This window comes from Bacillus sp. SIMBA_005, from assembly GCF_046535585.1.
Classification (GTDB): Bacteria; Bacillota; Bacilli; order Bacillales; family Bacillaceae; genus Bacillus; species Bacillus pumilus.
On sequence record NZ_JAWRWI010000007.1, the window covers coordinates 13475 to 26652 of the forward strand.

13 protein-coding genes are annotated in these 13178 nt (G+C 40.4%); 9 read left to right on the forward strand and 4 right to left on the reverse strand.

The features are described from left to right. The first annotated feature begins 14 nt into the window (after positions 1–14). The 5 genes from yhbH (at position 15) to SB660_RS12715 (ending at position 4748) form a co-directional block, all read left to right on the forward strand. Positions 15–1178, forward strand: a complete 1164-nt coding sequence (yhbH, locus tag SB660_RS12695) for a sporulation protein YhbH (protein ID WP_268498203.1) — start codon at positions 15–17, stop codon at positions 1176–1178. Between the two features lie 363 nt (positions 1179–1541). Then, a complete protein-coding gene (locus SB660_RS12700; protein ID WP_058014460.1) occupies positions 1542–2174 on the forward strand; it encodes a biotin/lipoyl-containing protein in 633 nt (210 codons plus the stop codon). Positions 2175–2213: 39 nt separating this feature from the next. Beyond that, on the forward strand, positions 2214–3833 hold the full coding sequence (locus SB660_RS12705; RefSeq protein WP_058014459.1) for a DHA2 family efflux MFS transporter permease subunit: 1620 nt from the start codon (positions 2214–2216) through the stop codon (positions 3831–3833). A gap of 17 nt (positions 3834–3850) precedes the next feature. Beyond that, on the forward strand, positions 3851–4375 hold the full coding sequence (locus SB660_RS12710; protein ID WP_012009378.1) for a flavodoxin family protein: 525 nt from the start codon (positions 3851–3853) through the stop codon (positions 4373–4375). Between the two features lie 13 nt (positions 4376–4388). Beyond that, the gene (locus SB660_RS12715; RefSeq protein ID WP_268498201.1) at positions 4389–4748 is read left to right on the forward strand and encodes a hypothetical protein; all 360 of its coding nucleotides are present in this window, start codon (positions 4389–4391) and stop codon (positions 4746–4748) included. 114 nt (positions 4749–4862) lie between these two features. On the opposite strand, the gene cspB is transcribed toward SB660_RS12715, so the two are convergent. Together cspB and SB660_RS12725 are read right to left on the reverse strand one after the other, a co-directional pair. Next, positions 4863–5063: a cold shock-like protein CspB gene (gene cspB, locus SB660_RS12720; RefSeq protein ID WP_003212277.1), complete on the reverse strand. Its 201-nt coding sequence runs from the start codon at positions 5061–5063 to the stop codon at positions 4863–4865. Between the two features lie 217 nt (positions 5064–5280). Further along, a complete protein-coding gene (locus SB660_RS12725; RefSeq protein ID WP_268498200.1) occupies positions 5281–6366 on the reverse strand; it encodes a GGDEF domain-containing protein in 1086 nt (361 codons plus the stop codon). Between the two features lie 98 nt (positions 6367–6464). On the opposite strand from SB660_RS12725, the gene SB660_RS12730 reads away from it, so the two are divergent. Further along, positions 6465–6845, forward strand: coding sequence for a hypothetical protein (locus tag SB660_RS12730; RefSeq protein WP_061407201.1), 381 nt, complete (start codon positions 6465–6467; stop codon positions 6843–6845). A 34-nt stretch (positions 6846–6879) separates the two neighbouring features. On the opposite strand, the gene SB660_RS12735 is transcribed toward SB660_RS12730, so the two are convergent. Then, positions 6880–7278 (reverse strand): hypothetical protein, encoded by a 399-nt coding sequence (locus tag SB660_RS12735; protein WP_061407202.1) that lies wholly within the window; start codon positions 7276–7278, stop codon positions 6880–6882. Positions 7279–7432: 154 nt separating this feature from the next. On the opposite strand from SB660_RS12735, the gene SB660_RS12740 reads away from it, so the two are divergent. After that, positions 7433–7939 carry a YhcN/YlaJ family sporulation lipoprotein gene (locus SB660_RS12740; protein ID WP_169056173.1) on the forward strand — a complete coding sequence of 169 codons (507 nt, stop codon included), beginning with the start codon at positions 7433–7435 and terminating at the stop codon, positions 7937–7939. Between the two features lie 156 nt (positions 7940–8095). Next, positions 8096–8971 (forward strand): hypothetical protein, encoded by an 876-nt coding sequence (locus tag SB660_RS12745; RefSeq protein WP_339165779.1) that lies wholly within the window; start codon positions 8096–8098, stop codon positions 8969–8971. Between the two features lie 29 nt (positions 8972–9000). Here the strand turns inward: SB660_RS12745 and SB660_RS12750 are convergent, their stop codons facing one another. Beyond that, positions 9001–9645 carry a spore coat protein gene (locus tag SB660_RS12750; RefSeq protein ID WP_058014453.1) on the reverse strand — a complete coding sequence of 215 codons (645 nt, stop codon included), beginning with the start codon at positions 9643–9645 and terminating at the stop codon, positions 9001–9003. Between the two features lie 143 nt (positions 9646–9788). Between SB660_RS12750 and SB660_RS12755 the strand changes: the two genes are divergently transcribed. Then, complete coding sequence (locus SB660_RS12755) at positions 9789–13169, forward strand: CheR family methyltransferase (protein ID WP_144462493.1); 3381 nt, start codon at positions 9789–9791, stop codon at positions 13167–13169. The last annotated feature ends 9 nt before the right edge of the window (positions 13170–13178 follow it).

Consider the following 13178-nt stretch of genomic DNA (forward strand, 5'->3'; position numbering starts at 1 on the left):
GAGGAGGGGGATGGATGTCCCGGCAAGAAAAAAGTCAGTTTATTGTATCTCAGGAAGACTGGTCCCTCCATCGAAAAGGCTATGACGACCAGCAGCGTCATCAGAAAAAGGTCAAAGAAGCGATTAAAAACAATTTGCCGGATCTTGTCACAGAAGAGAGCATTATCATGTCTAATGGAAAAGATGTTGTTAAAATTCCAATTCGTTCGTTAGATGAATATAAAATTCGGTACAACTACGATAAAAATAAGCATGTGGGTCAAGGCGATGGAGACAGCGAGGTAGGCGATATTGTCGCACGTGATGGATCAGACAGTAAGCAAGGGCAAGGAAAGGGGCAGAGCGCAGGAGATCAGGCTGGAGAGGATTATTACGAAGCTGAGGTCTCATTAATGGATCTTGAGGAAGCGCTGTTTCGGGAATTAGAGCTGCCAAACCTTAAACAAAAGGAGCTTGACGACATCATTGTCGAGCAAATTGAGTTTAACGATATTCGCAAAACCGGGTTAACAGGGAATATTCATAAAAAACGAACGATGCTGTCAGCATTTAAACGAAATGCAATGACAGGCAGTCCTTCCTTTTATCCAATCTACCCAGAGGATATCAAATATAAGACGTGGAATGAAGTGACCAAACCAGAGTCGAAAGCCGTCGTTTTGGCAATGATGGATACGAGCGGAAGTATGGGACTTTGGGAAAAATATATGGCGAGAAGTTTTTTCTTTTGGATGACACGTTTCTTACGGACAAAGTATGAGACGGTCGATATTGAATTTATTGCCCATCATACAGAGGCGAAGGTTGTAGATGAAGAGCATTTCTTCTCGCGCGGTGAGAGCGGGGGGACGATTTGCTCCTCTGTCTATCGAAAGGCGCTAGAGCTCATAGACGAACGTTACCCGCCGTCACAATATAATATTTATCCTTTTCATTTTTCTGATGGAGACAATTTGACCTCAGACAATGCACGGTGCGTGAAACTTGTTTCTGAAATTATGAAAAAAGCCAACTTATTCTGTTATGGAGAAGTGAATCAATACAACCGTCATTCCACATTAATGTCAGCATATAAGCATATACAGGATGAGAAATTTAAGCATTATATTTTGAAGCAAAAATCAGATGTTTTTCTCGCCCTAAAAAAATTTTTTCAGCAGGAAGAAGTTCTTTCGTAAATAGCACATTAAAAAAAACCTTTCAGTATAAGGGCTGAAGGGTTTTTTGTATGGAGAAGGAAGGGATCACCAGAAAAAAAGTAAAACTTTCTCTTTGACATTTCAATTTTCATTTATTAATATTTAATCTTGTTAAATATAAGTTTTTCAAAAAAGATGCCGATCTTCTTTTCTTCTTTTTCTACTCTTTGCTCATGAGTGAACAATAAGTATAAATGGGCTGCACACCATTATTCATGCGGGGAAGATGAAGGGGAAATAACAGTTTTATGAGCTTACTTCATATTCTGTCAGATGATGGGCATTCTAAGTTTGCTAAAGCAGATGACACTATATTTTTATACATGAAAGGAGAAACAAAACATGAACAGAGGGCGTTTATTGCTAACGAACATTATTGGCCTTATTGTGATTCTTGCCATTATTGCCGGAGGTGCTTATTACTACTACGAAAGCACAAATTTTGTCAAAACTGACGAGGCGAAAGTAACAGGTGACATGTATCAAATCACAGCACCAGCAGCTGGACAAATCAAAGGCTGGGATATCAATGAAGGTGACGAAGTGCAAAAAGACAGCACTGTTGCAAAAGTTGAAGGAGAAACAAAAACAAACGTTAAATCAGTGGCTGATGGCACATTAGTCAAAAAAGAAGTACAAAATAATCAACAAGTGCAGCCTGGTACAGTTCTTGGTGAAACGATTGATTTAAGCAAGCTTTACATCACAGCAAATATCAAAGAAACAGATATTAAAAACATTGAAAAAGGCGACAAAGTCGACATCGTGGTAGATGGTGATCCTGATACAACATTTGAAGGAACAGTTGAACAAATTGGTTATGCGACAAATTCAACATTCAACATGCTGCCAGCAACAAACTCAAGTGGTAACTATACAAAAGTGACACAAAAAGTAGCAGTGAAAATTTCAATTAAAAATCCATCAGACAAAGTACTTCCTGGTATGAATGCTTCTGTCAAAATTTCATCTTAATGATGATTGATATCAAAAAATGAAAGGAGGTTGTCTGAGATGGCAAATCAACCTGCAGCAACAAAACAGGGAGCAGGCTCCTTGTCTTTACTGATCATTTTAATGGCCGGCTTGTTCGTCGCGATTTTGAACCAAACACTTCTGAACGTAGCTATGCCCCATTTAATGACTGAATTTAATGTGAGTGCAACGACGATTCAGTGGCTTACAACAGGTTATATGCTTGTCAACGGTGTGCTGATTCCGTTATCTGCGTTTTTAATCACACGCTTTGGACAGCGCAGTTTATTCCTAGTTGCCATGATCTCGTTTACACTAGGGACCTTTATTTGCGGGATTGCACCGAACTTTTCGACCATGCTCATCGGCCGTTTGATTCAGGCAGTCGGCGGCGGTATTCTGCAGCCACTCGTAATGACAACAATCCTTTTTATTTTCCCTCCAGAAAACAGAGGGAAAGGAATGGGGATTTTCGGTCTTGCGATGATGTTTGCTCCTGCGGTAGGACCAACTTTATCTGGTTACATTATTGAACATTATTCTTGGCGTATTATGTTTTATGGACTTGTTCCAATCGGAGCAATTGTCATTATCGCGGCTTTCTTTATGTTTAGAAATATTGTAGAGCCTAAAAAGATCAAGCTGGACAGCCTTGGTGCGATTCTTTCCATCGTTGGTTTTGCTTCGCTCCTATACGGAGTGAGTGAAGCTGGAAGTGATGGCTGGACAGATCCGATCGTCTTATCGACGATTATTGTAGGTGCGATTGCGATCATTCTCTTTATTTTCCAACAGCTGAAAGCTGATAATCCGATGCTTGATTTCCGAGTGTTTAAATACAGCATTTTCTCATTATCAAGTGTCATTAATATTATTATTACAGTTGCCTTATACACTGGGATGTTCTTACTTCCGATTTATTTGCAGAACCTCGTTGGGTTTACCGCATTGCAATCCGGGCTATTAATGCTTCCAGGAGCACTTGCGATGCTGATAATGTCCCCGATTTCAGGTATTTTGTTTGATAAATTTGGACCTCGTCCGCTTGCGATTGTGGGGATGCTCATTACCGTTGTCACCACATTTGAGTTTACAAGGCTGACTATTGATACATCATATAGTCACATTGTGCTCATGTATGCAATTCGTGCATTCGGTATGTCACTCCTTATGATGCCGGTGATGACAGCTGGGATGAACCAACTACCACAGCACTTAAACAGCCATGGGACAGCGATGTCTAATACATTAAGACAAATAAGCGGTTCGATCGGTACGAGTTTGATCACAACGATTTATACGAATCGGACAACATTCCATTATTCCAATATGGCGGATCAAACAAATACAGCGGACCCGTTCTTTATGAATTCATTCCAGGCGGCTGTGTCGAATGTGATGCACCATATGGGCATGACAGCTGAAGCTGCTCAAAAATATGTATCTACCCAGCTCTTTACGAAAGCACAGGTTGATTCAAACGTAATGGGTATCAATGATGCTTACATGTGGGTAACGTTATTCTGTGCCGCTGGTGTCATTCTCAGCTTGTTCCTGCGTGATGTACGTAAGGATAAAAAGCGAAAAGATCAGCAGCATAAAAAACAAGAAATGACACTGCTTCCAGCACCTAAGGAAGCAAATCAAGATGCAAGATAAGTGTGGAGGGACCGTACATGAAAATTTATGTCGTATACGATAGTGAAGGTGACCATACGAAAGCACTGGCAGAAGCAATTGCAGCGGGTGCAGGTGAAACAGAGCAGGCAGAAGTATTCGTTGATCACGTAAAAGATGCGGATATTCGCAAGCTTGATCAAATGGATGCAATCATTTGGGGCTGCCCTGGTCACTTTGGGACCATTAGTGCTGGATTAAAGACATGGATTGACCGTCTTGGCTATCTATGGGCAGAGGGAAAACTAATCGATAAAGTCGGTGCCGTTTTCTGTACAACTGCTACAACGCACGGCGGTTTAGAAATGACAATGCATAATTTGATTACACCAATGTTCCACCAAGGGATGCTTGTCGTTGGTCTTCCTGGAAATGTGCCAGAAAATGCTTTATACGGCTCTTACTATGGAGCAGGTGTGACATGTCCGATTGATTCTGATGAAGTGATTTCGACAGAAGGCATTGAACTCGGGAAAGCATTAGGAAGACGTGTAGCATCAGTCACTGCGTCATTTAAGCGATAAGGAGAGGGTTCTTTTGGCGACGATTATTGTAGCGTTAGTAGCTGCTGTTCTAGTCATTATCGGATTAGTAGCATTCAATGTTAGACACGCTTCGGTCGAGAAGAAAGAGATCAATGAAGATGTGCCCAATCAGCCTGACGTGGCCCGCAGCGAGTCAGAAGTTGCGGTGAGACCTGTAGAGCCTGAAGTAGAAGAGGAAGCGTCAACGCCTCCTCAAACGGATGAACGAGTGCCTGGAGATGATTTCTATAGACAGGCGCTTCAAAAGTTTAAGCAGCCAGAACCACCTGTCAAAGAAGAAGAACCAGAGACAAAAATGAATGATGATATGTATCGTTCTGCTTTGCAGAAGCTAAAGCAGAAGGATAAATAAAAAAGAGAACCTCTCGTCAGGTTCTCTTTTTTATTATGGCACAAAAAAACCGCCGGCAGAAGCCGGGCGGTTTTCCTTCACTCTATAAAGTGCTAAAGAGCAGATGCTCTTAAATTACGCTTTGTTAACGTTAGCAGCTTGTGGTCCACGGTTACCTTCAACGATTTCGAAAGAAACTGCTTGACCTTCTTCTAAAGTTTTGAAGCCTTCGCCTTGGATAGCAGAGAAGTGAACGAATACATCGTCTTGACCTTCTACTTCGATGAATCCGAAACCTTTTTCAGAGTTGAACCATTTTACTTTACCTTCTAACATGAAATTTCCTCCTAAAGCGATCATAACGCTTAAATTCACTATTCTTGCTCTTACACAAACTTCAAAGACGAAAACTCTTTCAAAACTTTCTTCTTAAAGATGATACGAACAAAAATAATTACCTTTACTTTACCAGTGTTTGCGGGAAAAAACAACTGTTATACGAAAACTTTTTTAAAAATAATTAGCGATAACAAATTGAGGAAAAAGCCTATATTCATTGGCCTCTTTTTCTCCTTGAGAAGCTCACTTGATTTCGGCCAGACTGCTTCGCTTTATAGAGCTCCTGGTCAGCTATAATCGGTAATTGTTTGATATCTGGACTTGTCCCGGGGTAATACGCACACCCAAGTGATACTGTAATATGAATGGACATGCCATTTTGTAAATAAACCGGCTGATCTGCTATTTTTCTCCGTAAGCGTTCTGCAATCTGCCATGTTTTTTCAACTGTACAATTTGGTAGAAAGACTGCAAATTCCTCGCCGCCGATCCGGCCAATATAATCAGAACTTCTTGTGTTTTTGATCAGCCTTTTTCCGATTTCTTTTAAAACCATATCTCCCTCATGATGTCCATATTGGTCATTGATGGATTTGAAGTAATCAATGTCTAAGTAAATAAGGGACATTTGATGGATAGGCTGCTTAAATTTCATCGAAAAAGCATCATTTAAGACCTCATCGAACTTCCGTTTATTTAAAACACCTGTTAAAAAATCATAATGAGCTTGGAATTTATATAAATTCAGCAGCTGATATGCTTTTGTTTGATGCTCAATGACGTAAAAGTTAAACAATCCTGCAATAAAAGAGAACATCCAATAAGCAAAATGCAGTTCAAATGATGTCTCATGCACGATTAAGATAAATAGGCTTGTGGCAATCACATTACCTAACGTAATGGACAACAGCATTTTCACAACATGATTCATATGCCGTTCAGCAATTAAAAAAGAAGCAGTTGCGATGATCATCATGGAAAAAATATTGATGAAAGAAGCGACGTTGGCTTCGATTAATAATCGACCAATGATCACAACAAAGGCTGCAATGATGGTTTGGGCGATGCCTCCGTAAAAGGCCGTTAAAATAAGGGGGATATGTCTTAAATCGATGATGGCTGGTCCTGCTTTGATAGAGAAGAACATTAAAAGGACACCGAGTAACCCAGAAAGAATGCCTTTGCATAGTTGTCTAAGCAGGGTATCTTCTTTCTTAAGGAAATTCTCTTTAAACACAAGCATAAATAAATAATGGAAAGTGACAAGAATTGTTAAATTAATAAAGAGGTCTCTTAGCAAAATTAAATCACCTTTTTAAAATTACTAAAATTTGTTGCAAAAGAAAAGGGGAAAAAGGATAATTAATAAAAATTTCACTTATGAGGGGAACGAAACACATGCGAGGAAAACGTTTCCCAGATGAAACGGACTGGCTTTCTTTTTTTGAAACGGAGCCTGATGAAAGGTTCGAGAAAGGGATGCCTATTGAATATCAAAGCCTGACATTTCGATTTGAGAATCAAGACGAGCGCTTTGTTGTCACGATGTACCTTGGAAGTCAAGAATTTACGTTAAAAGCTGTTCGAAAAAAAGATGGATCTGTTTTAGGCATCTATGATTTTAAAACCGTGCAGCATGTAGAGATCAAAAAGGATCGGCCGAACGAAAAAGAGCTTTTAATCATAATGGAAGCTTATCACGATTTTATGGCAACAGTTGAAATCACCTTTTTACCTTTCTTCTCTGTGATGGTGAAAGAACATTTTTCAGGAGAATAAACAGGAGCCTCTATACATGAAGGCTCCTGTTTTCTTATTTGTGCTCGATGTCATTGATCACTTGCTGGATTGATTCATCATCCATCACATTCATGACACTCTCATCAATATGGAGAGACTGTGCATAAGACTCTCTTGGCTGATGGTTTCTTGATGTTGATTGGTGCTGGTTCGAATGGTTTGGCTGTACAGCAGTGAATGCTTGCTTCATCATTTGTCCGATTTCCGCAGTGCCCTTTGATTCTTTCTGTGCGTGTGACTCGTGTCGAGTCGAGTCATGGTGCTGTTGATCTTTTCCCTTCATCATTGAAGACATGTTCATTTGCGTCATGCTTTTCAGTCTTCTTCTTAAAACCGGGGAAAATAATGCAATGATGGCTGTTGATGCTGCGATCATTGCGCCAGTGCTCATGCCTTTTCTTTTTTTAAACAAACGAATCCCTCCATTTGGTCGTGATGATACTTCTTCATCATGTTTAGGATGACCAAACAAAGCTGAATTATGAATTCATTTCGCTGAAAGAGAGGATGGATGCATAAAAAGCCGACTGGATGAAAAACCTAAGAGCAAAAGGAGGGAATAATTGATGAATAAGAAATGGATGCTATCTTTACTACTCGTTCCAGCATTGATCACCACTGGATGTGGTATGAACAACCAAGGAGACGAGCGAAGAGGAACAATGAAACGACAGTATGAAAATGTCACATATAAGAATGACAACATGAGGCAGGATCAGCAAAATGTCCAAACACCTCAGAAGGTCAAAGTGGCAGATAAAGCGTCAGAGCTTGTAGCCAACATGTCTGAAGTAAAAACAGCGAACGTACTTGTTACAGGAAAGAATGCATTTGTTGCCGTTATGCTTGAAGGCGATAAAAGTGGTAATGTCACAGAAGATTTGAAAAAGAAAATTTCTGATAAAGTCAAATCAACGGATCAACAAATCGACAATGTGTATGTATCTGCCAATCCAGACTTTGTCGACCGCATGGAAGGGTACGGAAAACGTATTAGAAGCGGAGAGCCTATCTCAGGATTTTTCGATGAATTTACTGATACGGTCAGACGTGTCTTCCCTGAATCAAAATAGCTACGACAAAAGCCGTATGTCATATGCGGCTTTTTTGTTTGGAACCGCACCTTGCGCACCTGACTGCATAAAGTGAAAAATATATCACCTCTTGTTGATCTTTGTTTCTTCATAGAAAGAGAAAGAGGCTGCAGGATGAATTCAGGTGGGGAGCAAATGAAAGCCAAGTCGTCTTTGATTCATAAAAAGCTTGTAGGCGGAATGATAGCAGCAGGTCTCATTTTTTATGCTTTCACCGCGTACTTGATTTATGTTGCGTTTCAGCTGACAGGACAATATTTAGAGCAGCAGTCTTCTCCTAAAACAATTCTAACGGAGGGACTCAATAAGCAAGTCTATGAACATATTAGAATATACTATGCAGAGGAAGAGGACGCTTTTGTTGATTTGACAATCGAGGCCATGGATCAGGCAAAGAAGAGGACAGCGTCAGTGTTTCAATTTGAAACTGACAAACCTTTAGACATTATTTATTTTGATGATAAAGAGACAATCGAGCAATTTGCCGGGATCAAGCATATTACAGGTTTTTACTCTGATCATGATCAAATGATAGGGCTATATCCAGATAAGCGGGAAGCATTATTGAAGAAAGAGACACTCCCTTTATACTTTTTCAACACGTTATTGATTCATGAATATGCTCACTTTGTTTTCTATGAAAAAGTTCATTCTTACGAAGTGTCTCCGGTGATCTTTCCCCTTTGGTTCCATGAGGGGACTGCAGAATGGACGGCCTATGATGTGTTAAATGCTACGTCTGAGCGGTTCGACGTCATTCCCTTTCAGTCTCTTCATTCCGATCAAGATTGGCAGGACTCCCGGATGACGTATGAGACAGATGTTTATGTGCAAAGCTACTATATGATTTATGAGCTCGTGCAGCTTTATGGACGAGACGTCATACATGAGATTATGGAGGAAACGGCGAAGACTGGCCGTTTTGATAGAGGTTTTGAACAAGCGACAGGACAGCGGCTCGCAGATTTTGAAGATCAGTTTAACAAGATATATCAAATAAAAAACGGCTGACCTGAGGATATAGGCCGGCCGTTTTTTATTTAATGAAGCGGTTTTTGCTGATTGGCTTTGTTTGGCGGCATTTGAACTTGGCCCTTCATTGGGGCAAATGTAGACGTCATCGCCTGCATATCTTGAGCTGTAAGCTGCGGAACTTGATAATAGCTATGTTTATTTTGATATAAGAAAATTTCATACGCCATTTCAATAAAGTTCGGAATTTGCGCTGCAAGCACACGTCGCACCACAGGGTTTGTTACCTCTAGTGCAGTCATTGAAAGTAATCCAGCATGTGATTTCACGAGACCTAGCATATGCCCTGTAATTCCCGTGTCTTTTACATCCTGTAACGATTGATTTGGCTTCTTAGGCTGAGATGGTTTTATTCCGTATGTCACCTGTGTTTGTTCTTTCATCATATACGTAGATGTTTCTTCACTAGGCTTTTGACCAGTAGAAAAACAATCTACTGTGACATTATACTGTGACAATACAAATTGATATTGTCGATCTAAAATGTCGGATAATGCGGGATCTTGGATGAATTGGCGAAAGATCATGTATTGATCCAAAATATTAATGGTCCCTGCTAATACTTCATGTAAATCAAATAACTCATGCCCGCCATGATTGAATTGGGGCTGCTGGACATTTCCTTGAACGTTTGTCTGCTGATCGTTTTGCATAGAGATTCCTCCTATTGTTTATACATTCTGTTTTAATGTGAGGATGTTTTCCTTCTTTCATGCAAAAACATTATTTACAATTAGAGGGTTTTCTTCCTTTTTGTCGAAAAAAAGTATCAGACGAATGAACATGGGGGTACCAGATGCAGGACAAAATCATTAATCGTTTGATAGAAGACGAACATGTGCAGACACCAGTGATTGGCATCGGTGTTTCGCCGTTTGAACAGCATCATCTTGAGGCTTTTTTTCAATCATTTCCACATGAATTAAATGCCTCTTTTATTGTTGTGCAAAATCATGTGACAGGCGATTGTATAACTGATTTGGAAGCACTTGTTTTACCGATTGGCTACCGGGCAAAAACGATTAAACATGGTGAGAAAGTCATGAAGAAGACGATTTATTTTTGTCCACAGCATGCGGTGGTGACGTTAACAGAAGATCAGCGGCTACACCTATCAGACCAGCTGCCGGCGTGCATGGCTTGCTCTGTGGACTTGCTTTTTCAGTCTCTTGCCAGCGTTCAAAAGGAGGAGGCTTATGCGATTTTCTTTCAAAAAGGTCATTGCGTGGGAAGTGGCTTGCTTCAGTTGGTTGAGCAGGGCGGTACAGCTTTATCGTGCAGTGAGGAAGAAAGTGGTTTTGACACCTTGTATCAACAAACATTCAAGGATCCTACCACCCTTGCGGCATATATCTCCAATATCATGAATGTTCCGCACATCGATGAGGCAGATCCTGTTTTACTGAGAATTATTGAACGACTTGAAATGTATAAAGGCATTGCCTTTTCAACCTATGAAAGGAAAAGGCTGCTATCTGTCATTCAAAAACGAATGAAGGTTGCAAAAAAACGGATTTCATTATTATCAGAGTACGACAACTTATTAGAAAGAGAACCAGATGAGCTTGACCTTCTGCACGTACAGCTTCTAAGCGGTATGACATCTTTTTTTAGAGATATGGAGGCTTTTCATGTATGTGAACATCAGATCATTCCGTCGATCATTGAAAATGCGGTGAAAAACGGGAAATCTCGATGCCGTATTTGGATTGCTGGATGTTCGACAGGAGAGGAAGCCTATTCTTTTACGATCTTATTTTTAGAAGAAATGAAGCGAAGACAAGTGACCATTGAACTTCAAGTATTTGCAACAGATATCAACCGGAAAGCCATTCAAACAGCTAGTAAAGGTCTTTACTCAGTAGAGTCTATGGCAAGGATGCCGGAAAAATGGCGGGCGCGATATTTCGAAAGGAAAGGTGACGCTTTTATTGTGAAGCAGTCGCTTAGAAAACATATTGTCTTTGCACCTCACAATTTATTGATCGATTCACCTTTTATCCACCTCGATTTTATCAGTTGCCGAAATGTTCTGATGTACTTCCAGCCTGAAGTGCAAAAACGAGTATTGTCCCGATTCCAATATGCTTTAAAAGACCAAGGGATGTTGATATTAGGGCCAAATGAAACTGTACCCAATATCCCTCGTTTGTTTCATTTGTTCAATGAAAAATGGAACATTTACACTCATTCAAACGTTTCAAAACCACATGTCCCTTGGACACCAGACGCTCGTGATATCGAGTTGAAAGCGCGAGCCGAACAATATATGCAAGAAGTAAGCAAGGATTATGATGCATGTATGGTCATCAACGATAGTGACAAAATCCTGGCAGTATCAAAGGGTGCGTATTCTTTTTTAGATCATACAGAAGTGTCAGATCAATCATGTGAATATGTGACACCTGATTATATGAAAGAGATGCTCAGTCAAACCTTTCAAAAGGTGTGGACAGACGAGACAGAGGTTGTGTTTCAACATGTTCTCATTTCGGAAAAAGGCAGAAAGCAGTATGCAGATTTTACCGTGAAAAGTTTTGACCGCCGTTTTAAGGGAGTTTACGTCATTCTCATTCGAATGAATGAGAGAGGGAAAAATCAAAAGAACGGCAGGGACATAGGGATGTCAGATCAGAATTCAGTCTACCAACAGCGTATTGTCGATTTGGAAAATGAACTCAATGAAGTCAAACAAAAGGAGCAGGAGGCAAGGGCTCAATTAAAAGCAAAACACACGCAATTAGAGGAGTTTGAGAAAAAACACGAGCATTATATAAATATCATAAACAATTTAAGGGTGACGAGAGAAGAACTGTACAGACCCTCTGTCAAGCCGGAGCTGGCAACGCTGTTTGTGGACAGGGACATGAATATACACTATTACACTCCTACAGCTGCCTCTTTATTTACTTCTGCGAAAATCAGACATCAGCAATCCTTTCAGTCGATGGCTAAAAAGCTTACGCAGGAAACGCTCTATCATGATATCCAATCCGTCATATCGAATAGGCGCGCGATCGAACGTGAAATTGAAACGAACGAAGGCGAGCAATTCACTGTTCACATCACACCCATCTACGATGAAGAACATGAAGGCGCGGTGATGACTTGGATTAAAATGACTGAAGTAACGAAAATCAAGCAGTCGCTTCATCTAGCGGTAACGGCACTTGATAACAGCCATATTCATATTGTTGTGGCAACTGAGGAAGGAGTCATCCAATGCGTGAACCAGCGTTTCTGTCAGTTTGTCCAGCAACATGAATATGACCTGATCGGCAAAGATATTTTTTCTGTCTATCATTCACTATGTCAATGTGATGATTTAGAGAAGCAATGGAAGGTTTGTTTAAGAGAGGGCAGTTGGACAGGTGAGCTGTACTTTCAAGATTTATCTGGACGTGAACGATGGGAGAGAGTCTCTTTACATCGAATTGATGACCCTGACAAAATGCAGTCAACCGTCATGCGGATTTCAGAGGATATCACCAATCAAAAGCAGTCAGAGAAGATGCTGATGAAATCAGAGATGCTGTCAGCAGTAGGGCAGCTTGCAGCAGGCATCGCTCATGAGATACGGAACCCGCTGACCTCATTAAAAGGATTTTTACAGCTGATGATTCAAAGTAAGAAGTATCAGAAAGATTATGCAGATGTGATGATGTCAGAGTTTAATCGGCTCGAGTCGATTATTAATGAATTCCTCGTTCTTTCTAGAAGCAAATCGGTGAAATTTGAACCAGTACATGTCAATCTTCTGCTCGAAGAAGTGATCATGGTCGTTGAATCTCAGGCGGTCTTAAAAGGCGTGTCCATTCAGAAAAAGCTGTCTCCGTCGCTCCCTAACATTCAAGGCATTCCGAATGAACTAAAACAAGTCTTCCTAAACATCCTTAAAAATGGAATAGAAGCGATGGATGGTGTGACAGGCGTCATCAAGGTGGCCTCTCTCATGAAAGATCAGCAAATGATGCTGATCTTTGAAGACCAAGGAAAGGGAATACCAGAGGACGAAATAGGGAAACTCGGTGAACCATTTTATACAACAAAAGAAAAGGGGACAGGCCTTGGTTTAATGATGACCATTAAAATCATCGAAAGCCATGGCGGCACCATTCGTTTTGAAAGCAAAAGCTTTGAGGGGACACGAGTGATTATTACCTTTCCGATGAGTTAAAAAAGACAA